15 protein-coding genes are annotated in these 16,679 nt (G+C 55.0%); 5 read left to right on the forward strand and 10 right to left on the reverse strand.

Annotated elements, in window-relative coordinates:
- Positions 1-3 precede the first annotated feature (3 nt).
- Entirely contained in the window at positions 4-699 is a 696-nt protein-coding gene (locus AUQ43_RS00490; RefSeq protein ID WP_062953668.1) for a pyrimidine 5'-nucleotidase, read from the reverse strand.
- A gap of 417 nt (positions 700-1,116) precedes the next feature.
- On the opposite strand from AUQ43_RS00490, the gene AUQ43_RS00495 reads away from it, so the two are divergent.
- A complete protein-coding gene (locus AUQ43_RS00495) occupies positions 1,117-2,799 on the forward strand; it encodes an EAL domain-containing protein (protein ID WP_062953669.1) in 1,683 nt (560 codons plus the stop codon).
- A 101-nt stretch (positions 2,800-2,900) separates the two neighbouring features.
- On the opposite strand, the gene AUQ43_RS00500 is transcribed toward AUQ43_RS00495, so the two are convergent.
- From AUQ43_RS00500 to AUQ43_RS00520, 5 genes are all read right to left on the reverse strand, one after another.
- Positions 2,901-3,776 (reverse strand): ABC transporter substrate-binding protein, encoded by an 876-nt coding sequence (locus tag AUQ43_RS00500; RefSeq protein WP_084271925.1) that lies wholly within the window; start codon positions 3,774-3,776, stop codon positions 2,901-2,903.
- Between the two features lie 167 nt (positions 3,777-3,943).
- Positions 3,944-5,569, reverse strand: coding sequence for a phosphoenolpyruvate carboxykinase (locus AUQ43_RS00505; protein ID WP_062953671.1), 1,626 nt, complete (start codon positions 5,567-5,569; stop codon positions 3,944-3,946).
- A 220-nt stretch (positions 5,570-5,789) separates the two neighbouring features.
- On the reverse strand, positions 5,790-6,542 hold the full coding sequence (locus tag AUQ43_RS00510) for a HugZ family protein (RefSeq protein ID WP_062953672.1): 753 nt from the start codon (positions 6,540-6,542) through the stop codon (positions 5,790-5,792).
- A gap of 85 nt (positions 6,543-6,627) precedes the next feature.
- Complete coding sequence (locus AUQ43_RS00515; RefSeq protein ID WP_232310542.1) at positions 6,628-6,858, reverse strand: DUF1289 domain-containing protein; 231 nt, start codon at positions 6,856-6,858, stop codon at positions 6,628-6,630.
- Positions 6,859-6,951: 93 nt separating this feature from the next.
- On the reverse strand, positions 6,952-7,149 hold the full coding sequence (locus tag AUQ43_RS00520; protein WP_062953673.1) for a CsbD family protein: 198 nt from the start codon (positions 7,147-7,149) through the stop codon (positions 6,952-6,954).
- Between the two features lie 239 nt (positions 7,150-7,388).
- On the opposite strand from AUQ43_RS00520, the gene AUQ43_RS00525 reads away from it, so the two are divergent.
- A complete protein-coding gene (locus AUQ43_RS00525; protein ID WP_062953674.1) occupies positions 7,389-8,006 on the forward strand; it encodes an RNA methyltransferase in 618 nt (205 codons plus the stop codon).
- A 10-nt stretch (positions 8,007-8,016) separates the two neighbouring features.
- On the opposite strand, the gene AUQ43_RS00530 is transcribed toward AUQ43_RS00525, so the two are convergent.
- Positions 8,017-8,943, reverse strand: a complete 927-nt coding sequence (locus tag AUQ43_RS00530) for an AraC family transcriptional regulator (protein WP_062953675.1) — start codon at positions 8,941-8,943, stop codon at positions 8,017-8,019.
- 100 nt (positions 8,944-9,043) lie between these two features.
- Here AUQ43_RS00530 and AUQ43_RS00535 point away from each other — a divergent pair, with 100 nt between their 5' ends.
- Complete coding sequence (locus AUQ43_RS00535) at positions 9,044-9,793, forward strand: SDR family oxidoreductase (protein WP_062953676.1); 750 nt, start codon at positions 9,044-9,046, stop codon at positions 9,791-9,793.
- 140 nt (positions 9,794-9,933) lie between these two features.
- Here AUQ43_RS00535 and AUQ43_RS00540 read toward each other — a convergent pair whose 3' ends face one another.
- From AUQ43_RS00540 to AUQ43_RS00550, 3 genes are all read right to left on the reverse strand, one after another.
- Entirely contained in the window at positions 9,934-12,198 is a 2,265-nt protein-coding gene (locus AUQ43_RS00540; protein WP_062953677.1) for an anthranilate synthase component I, read from the reverse strand.
- Positions 12,199-12,426: 228 nt separating this feature from the next.
- The gene (locus AUQ43_RS00545; protein ID WP_062953721.1) at positions 12,427-13,419 is read right to left on the reverse strand and encodes an ion transporter; all 993 of its coding nucleotides are present in this window, start codon (positions 13,417-13,419) and stop codon (positions 12,427-12,429) included.
- Positions 13,420-13,514: 95 nt separating this feature from the next.
- Positions 13,515-14,159 (reverse strand): phosphoribosylanthranilate isomerase, encoded by a 645-nt coding sequence (locus AUQ43_RS00550; RefSeq protein ID WP_062953678.1) that lies wholly within the window; start codon positions 14,157-14,159, stop codon positions 13,515-13,517.
- A 156-nt stretch (positions 14,160-14,315) separates the two neighbouring features.
- On the opposite strand from AUQ43_RS00550, the gene ubiE reads away from it, so the two are divergent.
- Together ubiE and ubiB are read left to right on the forward strand one after the other, a co-directional pair.
- Positions 14,316-15,089 carry a bifunctional demethylmenaquinone methyltransferase/2-methoxy-6-polyprenyl-1,4-benzoquinol methylase UbiE gene (gene ubiE / locus AUQ43_RS00555; RefSeq protein ID WP_062953679.1) on the forward strand — a complete coding sequence of 258 codons (774 nt, stop codon included), beginning with the start codon at positions 14,316-14,318 and terminating at the stop codon, positions 15,087-15,089.
- Between the two features lie 13 nt (positions 15,090-15,102).
- Positions 15,103-16,665 (forward strand): 2-polyprenylphenol 6-hydroxylase, encoded by a 1,563-nt coding sequence (ubiB, locus tag AUQ43_RS00560; RefSeq protein ID WP_062953680.1) that lies wholly within the window; start codon positions 15,103-15,105, stop codon positions 16,663-16,665.
- Positions 16,666-16,679: the final 14 nt, after the last annotated feature.

Here is a 16,679-nt window from a genome sequence, read left to right on the forward strand (position 1 = left end):
GCGTCAGGCGCCTTTGGACAATCCACGCAAGAAGTCGACAAGATCATCCGTTTCATGATCAATGCGCGGATCATCGCGCCCATCCTGTGCCCATTCGATATCGGTATGCACCCAGACGGTCGTCATACCCATATCCTTGGCAGGCAGCAGGTTTTTGGCCATGTCTTCGAAATAGACAGCCCGGGTCGGATCAATGCCATCGCGCGCCAAAAGCCGGTCATAGGGTTCCTGCTTTGGCTTGGGGATATAATTGGCATCGACAATGTCAAAGATGGTTTCGAAATGATCTGAAATGCCCAAGCGGTCCATCACCCGTTCGGCATGGCCACGCGATGCATTGGTAAAGATCAGTTTTCGGCCCGGAAGATCATCAAGTGCAGTTGCCAAATCCGGTGCCGGTGACACCACCGACAGATCAATGTCATGGACCTTGGCCAGATAATCAGCCGGATCAACTTCATGTTCGCTCATCAGGCCGCGTAAGGTGGTGCCATAGCGATGGAAATAGTCCTTTTGCACCCGATAGGCTTCGCTGGCTTCAAGCTTCAGCGCATCGCGGACATACTGTCCAATCAGATCAGAAACCTGCGAAAACAGATTGCAGGCCGCCGGATAAAGCGTGTTGTCGAGATCAAAGATCAGCACGCTGTCATCATTAAGGCGGGGCAGTGCGGATGTGCGTTTCGGGGCGGTGGTCATGAACGGGGCCTTCCACAGTATGCATAGGTCGATGACGGGTCAGGGCGCCGACATTTGTAAGCGATCCTTACGGTCTTGCAAACCATCAGGATCACTCATTGACGTGTTCATGCATTCTGACATTGCGTCGGTGGGTATGTGCCACGCCGAGATATGGCCGCAGGGGTTTAAATTTTCCCGCAAGACCAAACATATAGAGTGCTTTTGGCCGGTCCGATGTCCGGGACGTTGGTGCGTGAAATCGTGCGTCCGGTTTGACCGGTCTTGTTTGTCTGAAGAGGTTTTCGGCTTTTTGTAAAACCATTGTTAATCAGGATCGGTTGATGATTGGCAAAAGACACAAAGAAAATCAGGACGGTTTCCGTGTTCGGGGGAAGGGGAAATTGTCTTTAGATCCAGGCAGTGTGAGAGGGTGCGTTGGATAAACTTATAAAAGCTCGGACAACCGAACTTCGAAATGAAAGAAACCGTTTTGCGGCTTTGGCCTTTGTCTGGGGGGACCTTCTTCTTGAGCTGGACGGCGATCTGAAGATTGTTTTTGCCTCTGGCGCATCAGACGGCATTCTTGGTCAGCAACCACAGGACCTGGCGGGCAAACCGTTTACCGGGTTTTTGTCAAAGCAGTTCAGGCCACTGGTAACCGAAATGTTGCAGGTCGCACGTCGACGCGGGCGGATGGATAACATTCAGGTGCGGTTTAACCAGCAAGGCGAATTGTTAAGCCCGCCCGTTTCCATGAGCGGCTATTTCCTGCCGGATCTTGGCGATCATTTCTTTGTCGCATTGCGTGTGACGATCAATGCGCTGTCACCCGATATTGCCGCCACCCTTCAGCGCGACAACGCCACGGGGCTTCTGGATGAGGAAAGCCTGTCAAAGGTCGTCACGGAACGGTTGATGGCGCGCCGTGAAACCGGGATCGAGCACAAATTTACCCTGATGACCCTGAATGCGTTTGATCCGCTATGCGCGCGGATGAAACAGATCGAACAGGCTGAAATGATGGCCAGCGTCGGTGCCTTTTTGCGTGCCCATTCGGTCGCGGGCGACACGGCCGGGCGACTGGGGACTGAACAATTTGGCATGTTGCATCGCGCCGATGTGCCGATTGGCGATCTTGAAAAACGGATCGGGGAATGCATTCGTGATGCCGATCCGGCAGGGGTGGGTGTCGATGTCAGTTCGACAGTGACCGATTTTACAACAGAGATTATTCCACCTGGCGATCTGGCGCGGGGTGTTTTGTACTCGATCCGGCGATTCTGTGACCGTCAGGAACACAGTTTTACCTTCTCGCGGTTGATGGGGCAGGCCGACAATCTGGTCAACAACACTTTTTCCGCGATGCAGGATTTCGGCATGCGGGTCGATCAACTGAAGTTCGATACGGTCTATCAGCCGATCGTGCGCCTGCCGACAGCCGAGATCCACCATTTCGAGGTTCTGGTGCGGTTCTATGATGATGACGGCAATCTGATCCCGACTGAACAGCTGATTACCTTTGCCGAACAGGTCAATATGGTCCACCGTCTTGATCTGGCGATGTTGCGCAGAAACATCAAATGGATCAGATCACAACTTGATGAGGGTATTACAGTTCGGGTTGCCGTGAATATTTCCGGTCATTCAATTGAAAACCCGGATTTCTGCCGGTCTGTGATCGCGCTTTTTGAACGGAATCGCGACGCCCTTGGTCAATTGATGCTTGAGGTTACTGAAACAGCCGAAATCAACGACATCGATACCGCGGCGAAGTGGATAAGCCGTTTCCGAGAGTTCGGTGTTGAAATCTGTCTGGATGATTTCGGCACTGGCGCGTCGAACTTCCGCTATCTGAGTGCGATGGATATTGATTATGTGAAGATTGATGGTGAATCGATCCGCCAATCGACCAAGACAGCCAAGGGATTGGCGTTCCTGCGGTCACTGGTCGAGTTATGCCACGAGATCAATGTCGAAGTGGTCGCTGAAATGATCGAAACCGACAAGATGCGCGAGCTGGTTACCAAGGCCGGGTTTGATTATGCCCAAGGGTATCTTTTCGGAAAGCCCGAAGCCGATATCACACTTTACTGGCGCGATGCAGCTGCCCGACGTTGACGCACGGGGGTGACGCACAGGGTTGAAGCCGGGCTTTGGATTGTTTGGGGCCACGGGCGCAAGCGTTTTTGGTTAATGCCCAAGGTCTGGACCGGGTGTGATCAGTCTTGTAGTGGCGGGCCGTCTTTGCGGGTCACCCCGTACTTTGCGAGGATGCTGTCAAACAATCCATTCTCACGAATGGTGGTCAGGCCGGTATTGAGTTCGTTAAGCAGTGCTGCTGGATTTTTAGCATTGCGCGAAATGCAGGAATAATAGGGATTGTTGGAAATTATCTTGTCTTGAATAGACTTGATTCCGGGAAGCTGCCGGTCTGGATTGCGCAATTCGTGATCCATGGGGGCCTTGTAACTCAGGGCCACGTCCAGCCGGCGTGAAAGCAACATATCAATCAGTGTGGCTTCACTGTTGACCAGCAGCACATCCAGTCCGGCGTCACGTGCGGATGCCTCAAGGCTATAGCCGTTGACGATGCCAACGGTCATGTCCTGGGCGTCCTTGATTTCCTCAAGCGTTTTCAGGTTGTTGGTTCCGACGGCATAGAATGCCACCCGGACATGTCCCAGCAAATTGGAATAGAAAAACTCATCTTCACGTTCGGGCAGGTAGCTGCATGAACACAGTCCATCAACCTGACCGCTGTTGGCCATGAAATACGCCCGCCGCCACGGATAGAACGGTGTAATCAGGGTAATGTTACGTGTGGCAAAGGCAGCACGCAAAATCTCGACATCATAGCCTGGCTTGGCTGGATCCTCGCCGATTTTGGATGGCGGAAACGGATTACAGGCAAGCGTAACGGTGTCTTGATTGCCGGGCGGAGAGATCAGTGTATTTTGCGCAGCGACCGGCGCTGCCCCATAGAAATACAGGAACAGTGCAAGACAGGCCGGGAAAAGCGAAAGGCGCAATACTACGTCCACGTCGGCCAGAAGGCGACGCGAGAAAAGGTATGGGATAGAAGCAGCCCTTTTCATCTCGACTACGCTTTAATTGTTCCAAATTCTATAGCGAGATCAAAATACTAACAGGTTTATCGCCAATTGTGCGAACGGAATCTCGCACCGCAATCAAACGGTGGCACCGGGGCCAAAGAAAAAGGCCGGTGACAAGCACCGGCCTTTTTGCAGATTGACGCCTGATATTATTCGGCGGCTTTTACTTCGGCACTGCTGCGAATTGCAGCGGCGCGTACACCGTCGTCAACATGTTCTTCGAACTTCGCGAAGTTCTTTTCGAACAGGCCAGTCAGGTTTGCTGCGGCCTTGTCATAGGCGGCTTTGTCCTTCCAGCTTTCGCGCGGGTTAAGCACGTCTGCCGGAATGTTGCCGCACGCCGTCGGATATTCCAGACCGAAGAACGGGTCGGTTGCGAATTCGGCATTTTCGAGATCACCATTCAGTGCTGCATTCAGCAGACCACGGGTGTAAGCGATCTTCATGCGCGAACCAACGCCATAGCCGCCACCGGACCAGCCGGTGTTGACAAGCCAGCAATTGGCTTCGTGCTTTTCCATCATTTCGCCAAGCAGCTTGGCATAGACCGACGGATGACGCGGCATGAACGGCGCACCAAAGCAGGCAGAGAAGGCCGCAGTCGGTTCCTTGACACCTTTTTCGGTACCGGCAACTTTTGCGGTATAGCCCGACAGGAAGTGATACATCGCCTGTGCCGAGGACAGTTTTGCAATCGGGGGCAGAACCCCGAACGCATCACAGGTCAGCATGATGATGTTTTTCGGATGGTTGCCACGGCCGTCTTCCGATGCATTCGGAATGAATTCGATCGGATAGGAAGAGCGGGTGTTTTCGGTGTGACGGGCATCGTCGAGATCAAGCTCGCGCGACTGCTTGTTCATCACAACGTTTTCAAGCACGGTTCCGAAACGCTCGGTCGTGGCATGAATTTCCGGTTCGGCTTCTTTGGAAAGCTTGATGACTTTCGCATAGCAGCCGCCTTCGAAGTTAAACACGCCATCTTCGCCCCAGCCATGTTCGTCATCACCGATCAGGGTGCGCGACGCATCGGCAGAAAGGGTGGTTTTACCCGTGCCCGACAGGCCAAAGAAGATGGCGGTGTCGCCGTCCTTGCCCATATTGGCCGAGCAATGCATCGGCATGACGCCCTTGGCCGGCAGGATGTGGTTAAGAACCGAGAAGATCGACTTCTTCATTTCACCGGCATACCAAGTGCCGCCAATGATAACCATTTTGCGTTCGAAGCTGACCATCACGAAGACGTCGGAGCGGGTGCCGTCGACTTCCGGATCCGCCTGAAGGCCCGGTGCATGAAGAATGGTGAATTCTGGCGAGAAGTCGCGCAGTTCCTCTTTTTGCGGCTGGATAAACATGTTCCGCGCAAAAAGGTTATGCCATGCATTTTCGTTGATCACACGTACCGGCAGGCGGAAACGCGGATCGGAACCGGCAAAGCAATCCTGAACGAACAGCTCGGTGCCCTGGAAATATGCGCGCACTTTCTGATACAGGCGCTCAAATACGTCCGGGCTGACCGGGCGGTTTACATCGCCCCAGTCAATATCTGCCTTGGTGCTTTCTTCTTCGACGATGAAGCGATCCAGCGGGGAACGGCCGGTATGTTCGCCGGTCAGGGCGACAAAGGCACCGCCTTTGGCGATTTTACCTTCGTTGCGACGGATCGCATGTTCATAAAGGCCGGCAGCGTCGAGGTTCCAGTGAACGGCGCCAAGGTTTTTGAGGCCATGAGTTTCAAGGCCTACACGGCTGACAACGGGTCCTGATTGCAGCACGAATCTCTCCTGGTGGGAATTAAAAGAGCTGGGGGTTAATGTCCTATTCCACACAACAAATTGTGGGTAATTCATTGCGTTGAGACATATTGTTACAAAGGTGTCTTAAAAGCAACCGCTCCTTTTGCCTAATACCTAGGAAAACGTAAGCGTTTTTGCGTTTGCGAAAATTACCTTTTCAGGGTCGCGGGTTTAATGTTCGGAATGCAAATAGTCCGATTTATGCGCGTGATTTTTTGCACATTTCGACCAAAATATCGCGTGCGTCACCCGGAGTCCGGATCGGTGCGGGGAAGTCGATTCTGAGCATGTCGGGATTGCCTGTCTTGGCGGTCAAAACCATGCCGTCGCAATCAATCGCATGCATCTTCCATCCCGTGTTCGGGTCGGCGTTGCTGAAATGCCCGACGATGTCGCAAAGTGCATCAAGATGATCAGCATTCATATGGGCAACGATATCGTCATGCCCGTCAGTCAGTGCCTGACAGTCCGGCAGGATCAGTTTATCGCCAGGCAGGCGGCGTTGTTTGCCAAATCCGCCAACCCAGTAGGCTGCATCGACAGAAACCCGATAGAACCCGAAATCGGCAAAGTCGGCATACTGGGCAGCATCCGGATTGGCGCGCAGATAGCACGCGCGAATTGCCGGGGCATCATCACGCACAGCACGCCCAAATACGGTCAGACGTGCCGTATCCGTTTCAATCATCGCAGCCCCGTCTGCCAAAGTTGGCGGCGGGGTAAACAAAAGGGAAACCCGGTCGTCGGCCAGAATGTGACGGGTGTGATCTGCCAGTTCGGAAATCAGCAACAGCGGGGTGCCGTCGATGTAAATGGCCGGAACCACCATCGAGGTGACGGGCCAGCCGTCTTCGACCTGCTTGTGGCCAATTGCAATTGTTGCCAGGGTCGCGTGGTTTGCAGCGCGCATCAAATGACGCAGTGATGTTGCAGAAGCTGTGCTTTCTGACATTCCCGGTTCCTTCTTTGTCTTATGGCAAACTAATTGCCGCAATCAGGTCGGGCAAGTGGTTGAAAGAAGAAGCACCGGCAGGGGATCAGTCTTGACTGGACTTGGCGGGAGTGTTGGCCTTGCGCTTTTGCGCGCTGGCGATAACGCGCTTTTTGGCACCGTCGCTCATACTCATCCAGGCGCCGATTTCATCACCGGTGCGATAACACCCCATACAATGGCCCGCTTTCGGGTCGAGCACACAGGTGCCAATGCAAGGCGATTTGATGGGCATGATGATGGGCCTATAACCGGAAAAACAGGATTTCAGCGCCATAAAAAGCAGTTTCGCGCGCAGCAATCAAGTGGGGGATCGTGCTGCGCGCGAAACAAAATCGTTTATGGCCGTTTGTGGTCTAAACCTTGTCGGTTAGAGGCGATTGAACCATTCGCGGACCTGACGGTCAGCTTCTTCGCGTTCAATGCCATAAGCTTCCTGAATCCGGCCGACCAGTTTGTCTTGCTGGCCATCAATGGCATCGACATCATCGTCGGTCAGGCGACCCCATTGTTTTTTAATGTCACCGGTAAGCTGTTTCCAACGTCCTTCGATTTGGTCCCAATTCATGATTGTCTCCTGCTTTGGTTTGAGGTTTGCTCGATCAAGGGATGTTGTGCCCTTTGTATGATTCAACGAAACAGCCGCATTCTTGTTCCAGCTTGTTTGGCCCGGCGGGACACAGCATTGCCAGTGGTGTGCTTGCCTTATGGGGCCTGTGGGGGTATAGCCCCTACAGTTTCTGTTCATGGAGTTGTTTTCGCACCGGCCCGTATCGGCGGGCTGTGTTGTGCGGTACGGAGGAAGATATGCGCGGCTATTTCGGGATTGGAATTGAAGGGGCAAGCAAGCCTTTGAATGTGGGCACCCTGTTTCGTTCCGCCCACGCCTTTGGCGCAAGCTTTGCGTTTACGGTGGATGCAGCGTTTCGACAGGAACGCTCCAACATTACCGACACGTCAAAGTCGGGCGAACAGATGCCCTATTACCATTTCCCGGATCACGACAACATGTTGCTGCCATCGGGGTGCCGCTTGGTTGGCATTGAACTGACCCCCGATGCGATTGAGCTGCCAAGCTTCAAGCATCCGTCGCAGGCCGCCTATATTCTTGGCCCGGAACGCGGAAACCTGTCTGATGAAATGCAGGAAAAATGCGATTTCATCATCAAGATCCCGATGAGCTTCTGTGTCAATGTGGCGATTGCCGCCAATATCGTGATGTATGACCGCCTGATCAATCTCGGCCGGTTTGCGCCGCGCCCGGTGCGCGCTGGTGGCCCGACCGAACCAAAGCCCGAAGGACAGTATGGCGGCTGGATTTCTCGGACCCGTGAAAAGCGCAAGGGTGATCCGGAAAAGTTCCGCCAGGCCCCGCCGCCGGATTATTCGGTGATTGACGGTTCGCTTGATGACGACGACGCCTAGAGCGCATCTATCAGGAGTTTGGCAGGTGGTTGGCCTGTTCGAGCTGTTGGTGGGCATAGCGGGCAGGCGGTTGCCCTACCTTGCGCGAAAAGGCCACGCTAAACGCGCTGGTTGATCCATACCCGACTTTTTCGGCAATTTCCGCAAGGTTGTATTCGCGCTGTCGCAGCATGGATTTGGCAAGTGATATCCGCCAGTTCAAAATATATTCCATGGGTGCCAGACCCAGCTTGCGATTGAATTTTGTAAAGAAGGCGGAACGCGACATTCCTGCTGCCCGCGCAAGATCAGCAACCGTCCAGACGGTTTGTGGTGCTGCGTGGATTTGACGCAGGGCGCGGGCGATTTTCGGGTCTGAAAGCCCTTTTACCAGCCCTTTGCTGTCACTGGTTTCACCGGCCGAACGCAAAGTTTCAATCAGCAATACCTGTAGCAGATGATCAAGAACAACATCGCGTGCCGGGCGCGCAGCCAGTGCTTCTTCGCGCACCAGTTTGGCAATGTTTTCAAGGCGTCGTTCTTTGCGCACGACAAAAAAGTCCGGCAACAAGGAAACCAGTAATTCAGCATCCGGTGCACCAAACTGGCAGTAACCGATCAGGAGCCGGACGTCTGGTGCGCAATCGGTTTGTCCCAGCCGAACAGTTGCGTTTGCTTGAACAACCGGTTCGGTCTCCAGGCCGACGGGGGCGTGTGGATTGTTGCTCGACATTGCAAAATTGTAGGCTGCCGGAACAAGCACAAAATCCCCGTCCTCAAGATTAATCGGGTCATGCCCGTCGACATCGAGAAAACAGCTTCCGGCAAGGACCAAGCAGTAAAAGGCGTTGCCAACTTCGCTGCGTTGGACGCGCCACGCACCGGATGCATCGACCTGCTTCGAATGGCGGGCACTTGGTTGAAGCAGTGCGATCATTTCGGCAAGGGGATCGGGCAATCTGTACTCTCACTAAATAAACATGGACTTCCTGTTATAGTACGTACAGTTTCTGACGTCTAGGATGTGCCCATTCCAATTGCGAAAATGAGGCACCGATATGAATAGCGTAATGATCACCGGATGTTCTTCAGGGTTCGGCCATGCGATTGCGTGCGCCTTTCTGGACCGTGGCTGGCGGGTGGTTGCAACCATGCGCACCCCGCGCGCCGACCTTTTTCCGGCATCGGAGAACCTTCTTGTTTTACCCTTTGATGTGACTGACGAGGACAGCATCGGACGTGCGGTCGCAGCGGCCGGACAGATTGATGTGCTGGTCAATAATGCCGGGATTGGGTGGCTGAATGCGTTGGAAGGGACGTCAGATGACGTCATCCGCACGATTTTTGAAACCAACACATTTGGGACAATGGCAATGACCCGCGAGGTGCTGGCGCAATTTCGCGCGCAAGGATCGGGCGTGGTTATCAATGTGTCGTCGTCAACAGCTTTGGCGCCGATGGATCTGCTGTCGGTCTATGGCGCGAGCAAGGCGGCGGTAAACCATTTCACCGAAACACTGGCGCTTGAGCTGCCGCCGTTTGGCATTCGGGCGCGGTTGGTCGTCCCGGGGCATGCGCCAGAAACACCGTTCGGGACCACGGCTAAACTGCGCATCAAAGATGCCGGTGGTTTCCCCGAAGCATATCAGGATCATGTTACCAAGGTTTTTGCCAAGCTTGAGCAATCATCAGACGGTTTGATGACCACAGTCGAAGACGTAGTGGATGCTGTCTGGCAGGCGGCAACCGACCCGGACAGTCCCATTCGGATACTTGCAGGTGCCGATACCAAGGCGATCGTTGGCTGAGATTGTCCGGCAGCCCCAAAAAGAAAAGCAACGGCCGCGAGGGAGGAGCGCGGCCGTTGCTGTGTTTGATCTGCGGGTTTGCGGTGCCTTTACAGGGGGGGGCTTGGCACGCCACGCAGATCAGGGTGTCGTGATGGGTGTCAGGCGGCCTTGTGATCGGTCGCTGTATCTTCCTTGTTTGTCGTGTCGTCCTGTTCGGGTTCTTCGATCTCGTCATCAGGGCGCTGGCCATGCGGGTTGCGCAAAAGGTTTGCGATCATGCGCATGCCGACATCGCCCTGAAGGGTGAGCAGGCTTTCAGGGTGGAACTGAACGGCACTGATCGGCAGGCTTTTGTGGCGGATTCCCATGATGACGCCATCGTCACTGCGCGCGGTGACTTCGATATCCGCTGGCATTTCAGCCGCCTTGGCAAACAGGGAATGGTAGCGCCCGACAACGATGTCTTCGGGCAGTCCATCAAACAGCGGATCGGTTGTATCGAGTTTCACCTTTGACGGTTTGCCATGCATCGGTGTGACAAGTTGCCCCAGTGATCCGCCAAAGAATTCGACAATTCCCTGTAATCCAAGGCAAACCCCGAACACCGGCAGCCCGGCAGCAAGAGCGCGTTCGATACTATCACGCAGGTGATAGTCTTCCGGGCGCCCGGGACCCGGCGACAGGAACACCAGATCAGGTTTGAAATCCTCGAACGCCTGATCGGGGAAGCCCGGACGAAGTGTGAGGGTTTCTGCCCCCGTGGCGCGGATGTAACTGGCAAGGTTCTGCACAAAGCTGTCTTCGTGATCGATCAGCAGCACGCGTTTGCCAACGCCAGATACCGTCGGATCAAGGGGAAGCTCATCCTTGGCATCGCGGGTGACGGCATCAATCATTGCCGATGCCTTCAGCACGGTTTCGGCTTCTTCGGCGTCCGGTTCGCTATCAAACAGAAGCGTCGCGCCAGCCCGGACTTCGGCGACACCCTGTTTAAGGCGGACAGTACGCAGCGTCAGGCCAGTGTTCAGATCGCCATTGCACAAAACCGCCCCAATCGCCCCGCCATACCAGGCGCGGGAACTGCGTTCGACGGTTTCGATATGTTTCATCGCGGCGCGTTTGGGCGCGCCGGTCACGGTCACGGCCCAGCAATGGGTCAGGAAGGCATCGAGCGCATCAAACCCGTCACGCAGGCGGCCTTCGACGTGATCGACCGTGTGGATCAGGCGCGAATACATTTCGATCTGACGCCGACCCAGAATGCGGATGCTGCCCGGTTTGCAGACGCGCGCCTTGTCGTTGCGGTCGACATCGGTGCACATGGTGAGTTCCGATTCTTCCTTGGCGGAGTTCAAAAGAGTTCGGATGTTTTCGGCATCCTCAATCGCGTCGCGGCCACGCGCGATGGTGCCGGAAATCGGGCAGGTTTCGATACGCTGTCCCTTGACCCGGACATACATTTCCGGCGATGCGCCAATCAGATGTTCACCGTCCCCGAGATTGATCAGGAAGCCATAGGGCGCAGGGTTGCGACGTTTGAGGCGCCGGAAGATTTCCGATGGCCTGGTATCGCACGGGGTGCGGAAAACGCGGCTTGGCACGACTTCGAACAATTCCCCACGGGCAAAGCGTTGCTTGGCGTCGTCAACAATGGCGGCATATTCGCCTTGTTTCATATCGTTTTCGATGGTGGCGTTGTTGCCACGTGATGGCGGGTGGGGTTGGGAAATGCGCTCAAGACCCGCAGTGCTGCGGCCATCGGGTGCGATAAATTCATAATCAAAGCGGGTCGCCACGTGCGAGGCATGGTCGACTGTCACCAGTTGATCGGGCAGGAACAGGTGGATGTCCTTATGATCGGCCGGGCGGTCCTGAGCCAGATTGATCTGTTCGAAATGAAGCGCGATGTCATAGCCAAACGCCCCATAAAGCCCAAGCCGTTCATCGCCCTTGTGCCCGAACAGATCGCGCAGTGCGCGAACAACGGAAAACAGGCTGGGTTGCTGGCTGCGTTCTTCTTCGGGGAACCAGGCGGCGGGTTTTTTGACCACGCCATAAAGCCCGTCTTCGCCGTTGGTCAGGCTTTCGACATGGGGATGGTTTTCAAGCGCCGCTGAAATGGTATCCAGCAATACCTGCCCGCGATCATTCAGTGCATGCACCGCAAAGCCGCGTTCACGCCCGACAATTTCAAGCGGCGGGGCATCAAAACCCATATCCCAGCGTGAATAGCGCCCCGGAAACTCATAGCTTGAAGACAGCAACACACCCTTGGTGCCATCAAGGGCATCAATCAGGCCCTCGGTTGCGTTTTCGTATGGCATTTCGGTCATGCGGCGAATGACCGAAACACCGCCATCGGTGGTATAGCGATATTCGCTGCTGTCAGCGGAAATGCCGGTTTGGCTTGTCGGGGTCGTCACGTCTTTTTACTCCTGTGTGGGCCTTTCGCCGCAGGAGCAATGTGATCTAAAGACAGGGAAGAAGAAGTCTGAAAACACAAAGCCGCCTGCAAGAATGAGGCGGCCGGTATGTTCAGGGCATGATTTTGGCCGCCCGCTTAAGCGAGCCACCACCAATGATTTGCAATGCGGGTCGGGTTCATGCCGTGTGTTTTCATAGCTCAACCATGTGCCCAAAAAAACCGGGCGTCAAGACTTTTGCGTCGGTGGGGGTGTTTCGGCGTCGTGCAGCTCAAGATGCAGTGGCTGATGGCAATGCGGACAGGTCAGGATTTCGTCGCTTTCATTGTGATGCACATCGCGGATGTCCTCGATAATTGATTGGGCCTGTTCTTCGCTGATGCCAAGCTCTTCCTGATGGGAACGCAGCTTGTGTCGGACCCGCTCAGTCAGGCGTTTGCCCAGCAACTGGCGGGTGGCCTTGTGGCGATATTCGTTTTCGCGGCGGCGCAGTTCGGCGTTGAAGGCCGATGCCAGAATACCGGCTGGCACGGCAACAATCCCGATACCGGTCAATGAGATGATGCTGGCCAGAAATTTGCCAAATGGCGTGACGGGAACAACATCGCCATAGCCAACCGTGGCAAGGGTGATGACGCTCCAATAGAGTGCATCAAGAAGATTGCCGAATTTTTCTGGCTGGGCCTGGTGTTCGGCGAGGTAAATCGCCCCGGCACTAAAGACCAGCATGCAGGCAAGGGCGGCACTGGCGGCACCGAAGATGCCCATTTGCTGGCGAAACACCAGCATCATCAGCTCCAGCCCGGTTGAATAGCGGGTGAACTTCAAAAGACGCAGCAACCGGACGATGCGGATAAAGCGCAAATCAATGCTGGTAAAGAACCACAGGAAGATCGGCAGGATTGCCAGAAGATCAATCAGTGCCATCGGGGTCAGCATATAGCGCAGACGTGCAAAGCGGCCACTAAAGCGCGGATTGTCGGGGGCGGACCAGACACGCAAGCCATATTCGAGTGCGAAAATCAGGGTGCAGACGATCTCGATTGTGGCAAACAGAATGAAATAGCGTTCGGCAAAGGCGTGGACCGAATCAAAGATGACTGAAACGACATTGATGATGATCGCACTGGCCAAAACCAGATGCACAAACAGGGAAAATCGTGATTCCCGGTCCACACCATGCAGAAGTTTCTGGGTTCTTGATCGAAGGGTCGGTTTCATGGCGCGCGTACTTTGTCCGGGCAGTGGTTGCACTTTTGCCCGCCAAGTTTTGCGCCAATCATTTCAGAAAAGGTTAAACCACCTGATCAGGATGTTCAGTAACCCTTTGCCGCCTGGATGAAGGCGGAGATCTTGCGCGGGTCCTTGACGCCCTTGGTGCGTTCCACACCCGATGACACGTCCACCCATGGTGCGCCGGAAATCTTGACGGCTTCGGCGACATTGCTGGGATCAAGGCCACCGGCCAGCATCCAGTTGCTTTGGAAATTCTGCCCCGTCAGAAGCGTCCAGTCGAATGAAACCGCATTGCCGCCCGGAAGAACGCTGTCCTTGGGGGGCTTGGCATCAAACAACAGAAAATCGGCAACACCGTCATAGGTCTTCTTGGCGTTTTCGATGTCATCGGCCGTGCTGACCGAAATGGCTTTCATGACCTTAAGGCCAAAGCGTTCCTTGACCTCGGCCACGCGTTCGGGGCTTTCCTTGCCGTGAAGCTGAATGACATCAAGGTTGCCGGCCGTGATTGCGTTTTCAAGCGCCTCATCACCGGCTTCAACAAACAGGCCGACCTTGTAAATGCTGTTGGGGACGCGTTCGGTGAGCGTCTTGGCCCCTTTAAGCGATATATGACGCGGGCTTGGCGGGAAGAAGACATATCCAAGGGCATCTGCCCCGGCACTCATGGCGGCAATCGCGGCATCTTCGCTGTTAATTCCACAGATTTTGACCATGCAGCTCATCGGGCTATCCTGTCCTTGTCTTCACTCTAATCTTCTTGGCAAACGCTTGGTGCGTCTGATTGACTTACCAGAAATGACCACGATCCAACAGGATATTTGCGTATTGGCGTGGCTTTCCACTGGCAGGATAATCATTGCTGCGCTATTTTCCCGCCCATGAGTAAGAACACAGACCCTGCCGCGGGCGAAACCGGCGAAAACACAACCCACTTTGGTTTTCGTGATGTTCCCGAAAGCCAGAAGGCATCCATGGTGCGTGAGGTGTTCGACACTGTCGCGTCCAAGTATGATTTGATGAACGATCTGATGAGCGGTGGGGTGCATCGCTTGTGGAAGGACAGCTTCATCAACGAGCTCAAGCCGCGTCCGGGAATGAAGCTTCTCGACGTTGCCGGGGGCACCGGGGATATTGCGTTTCGCTTTCTGAAAAATGGCGGTGGTTCTGTCACGGTTTGTGACATCAACTATGAGATGCTCCATGTCGGGCGCGACCGCGCGGTTGATCACGGGCTTCTTAAAAACATCAACTGGACCGTCGGTGATGCGCAGAAATTGCCGCTGCCCGATCAGTCGGTTGATGCCTATACCATTGCCTTTGGCATTCGCAATGTGACGCGCATCGACGAAGCGCTTTCGGAAGCCTACCGCGTGCTGCGTCCGGGCGGAAAATTCCAGTGCCTTGAGTTTTCCAAGGTCATCGTGCCGGGCTTTGACAAGCTTTACGATACCTATTCGTTCAAGCTGTTGCCGGAAATCGGCCGTTTTATTGCGGGCAATCGCGAGGCCTATCAGTATCTGGCGGAAAGCATTCGCAAGTTCCCGGATCAGGAAACTTTTGCATCGATGATCCGCGCTGCCGGGTTTGAGCGGGTGAAATATCGTAACCTGTCTGGCGGAATTGCGGCCATACATTCCGGTTGGCGGATTTGAGGGCGTTTGACGCATGATCCGTTTTGTTCGTAACAGTTTCCGCCTGCTTGCCATGGCGCGCACTTTGGCGCGCTATGATGCGCTGTTCCCGCTGGCCCTTGTGCCGGGCGGCAAGCTTGTGGCTTTTCTGGCCCGCCTGACAGCACCGTTTTCGCGCCGCTCCGACCTGCCGCCGGGCAAACGACTGGCGCGTGCGCTTGAGGAACTCGGCCCGGCCTTTATCAAGCTTGGCCAGACCCTTGCGACCCGGTCCGATTTGATCGGGGACGATGTGGCGGCAGATCTGTCATCCCTTCAGGATCGACTGCCACCATTTTCGGCGAAGATTGCCAAGCGCATCATCACCGAACAGCTTGATGAGCCGTTTGACGTGCTGTTTGCCGAATTTGATGAACAGCCGGTTGCCGCAGCATCCATCGCACAGGTGCATTTCGCGACCACGACCGACGGACGGGAAGTCGCCGTCAAGGTCCTGCGCCCGGATATCAAGGTGCGTTTTGCCCGCGATATGGACCTGTTTTACTGGGTTGCGGAAATTGTCGAGCTGACCCAGCCGCGCCTGCGTCGTCTTAAACCGATTGAAACGGTCAAGGCACTTGAAGACAGCGTGCATCTTGAAATGGATTTGCGGTTTGAGGCGGCGGCAGCATCGGAATTCCGTGACAATTTCGAAGATGACCCGTCCTATTACATTCCCCAGATTGACTGGGAACGCACCGCCGAACACGTGATGACCATGGAACGGGTCAAGGGTGTGCGGATTGATAATGTCGAGGCGCTTGACCGCATGGGCATTGATCGGTCCGACTTGCTTGCCAAGGCGGCCGGGGCATTTTTCCAGCAGGTCTTCCGTGACGGATTTTTCCACGCGGACATGCATCCGGGCAACCTGTTTGTTGATGAAAACGGTCGGGTCAGCCTGGTTGATTTCGGCATTATGGGCCGGGTGGACAAACAGACCCGCCTTTATCTGGCCGAGATGCTTCTGGGCTTTTTGACCCGCGATTATCACCGCGTGGCCGAGGTTCATTTCGAAGCGGGTTACGTGCCGCGCAATCAGTCGCTTGAACATTTTCAGCAGGCTTGTCGTTCGATTGGCGAGCCGATCCTGGGCAAGGAACTGGCCGATATTTCGGTCGGGCGCTTGTTGGGGCAGCTTTTCCAGATTACCGAACAGTTCGGTATGGAAACCCAGCCACAGCTTCTGATGTTGCAGAAAACCATGATCGTCGCCGAGGGACTTTCACGCATTCTGAGCCCGAATGAGAACATGTGGGAGCTTTCGCGTCCGTTGATTGAAGACTGGATGCGCGAAAACCTTGGTCCGGAAGCCAAGGTCAAGGAAGCGACCCTTCAGGCGGGAACGATGCTGCGCCGTCTGCCCCGTGTGCTTGAAGCCGCCGAACAGGCGTCCGCCGTCTTCACCGAACAGGGGCTTCGTCTCCATCCTGATACGGTTGCAGCGATGCGCGGTAAATCAGGCAATGGTCAGCGCAAATCTGGTGGTGTTTCACGCCAGACATTGGTTCTGTGGGTGGCGATTGCGGCACTGGCTGTTGCTGTTTATCTGAAATAACCAACGCGCCCGGA

Origin of the sequence: Thalassospira sp. MCCC 1A01148, from assembly GCF_001613795.1 — a bacterium.
Lineage (GTDB): Bacteria > Pseudomonadota > Alphaproteobacteria > Rhodospirillales > Thalassospiraceae > Thalassospira.

Coding starts and splice junctions, on each gene's coding strand:
- AUQ43_RS00490 (WP_062953668.1), bottom strand. CDS start 699: ATGACCACCGCCCCGAAACGCACATCCGCACTGCCCCGCCTTAATGAT.
- AUQ43_RS00500 (WP_084271925.1), bottom strand. CDS start 3,776: ATGAAAAGGGCTGCTTCTATCCCATACCTTTTCTCGCGTCGCCTTCTG.
- AUQ43_RS00510 (WP_062953672.1), bottom strand. CDS start 6,542: ATGTCAGAAAGCACAGCTTCTGCAACATCACTGCGTCATTTGATGCGC.
- AUQ43_RS00515 (WP_232310542.1), bottom strand. CDS start 6,858: ATGGCGCTGAAATCCTGTTTTTCCGGTTATAGGCCCATCATCATGCCC.
- AUQ43_RS00520 (WP_062953673.1), bottom strand. CDS start 7,149: ATGAATTGGGACCAAATCGAAGGACGTTGGAAACAGCTTACCGGTGAC.
- AUQ43_RS00525 (WP_062953674.1), top strand. CDS start 7,389: ATGCGCGGCTATTTCGGGATTGGAATTGAAGGGGCAAGCAAGCCTTTG.
- AUQ43_RS00535 (WP_062953676.1), top strand. CDS start 9,044: ATGAATAGCGTAATGATCACCGGATGTTCTTCAGGGTTCGGCCATGCG.
- AUQ43_RS00545 (WP_062953721.1), bottom strand. CDS start 13,419: ATGAAACCGACCCTTCGATCAAGAACCCAGAAACTTCTGCATGGTGTG.
- AUQ43_RS00550 (WP_062953678.1), bottom strand. CDS start 14,159: ATGAGCTGCATGGTCAAAATCTGTGGAATTAACAGCGAAGATGCCGCG.
- ubiE (WP_062953679.1), top strand. CDS start 14,316: ATGAGTAAGAACACAGACCCTGCCGCGGGCGAAACCGGCGAAAACACA.
- ubiB (WP_062953680.1), top strand. CDS start 15,103: ATGATCCGTTTTGTTCGTAACAGTTTCCGCCTGCTTGCCATGGCGCGC.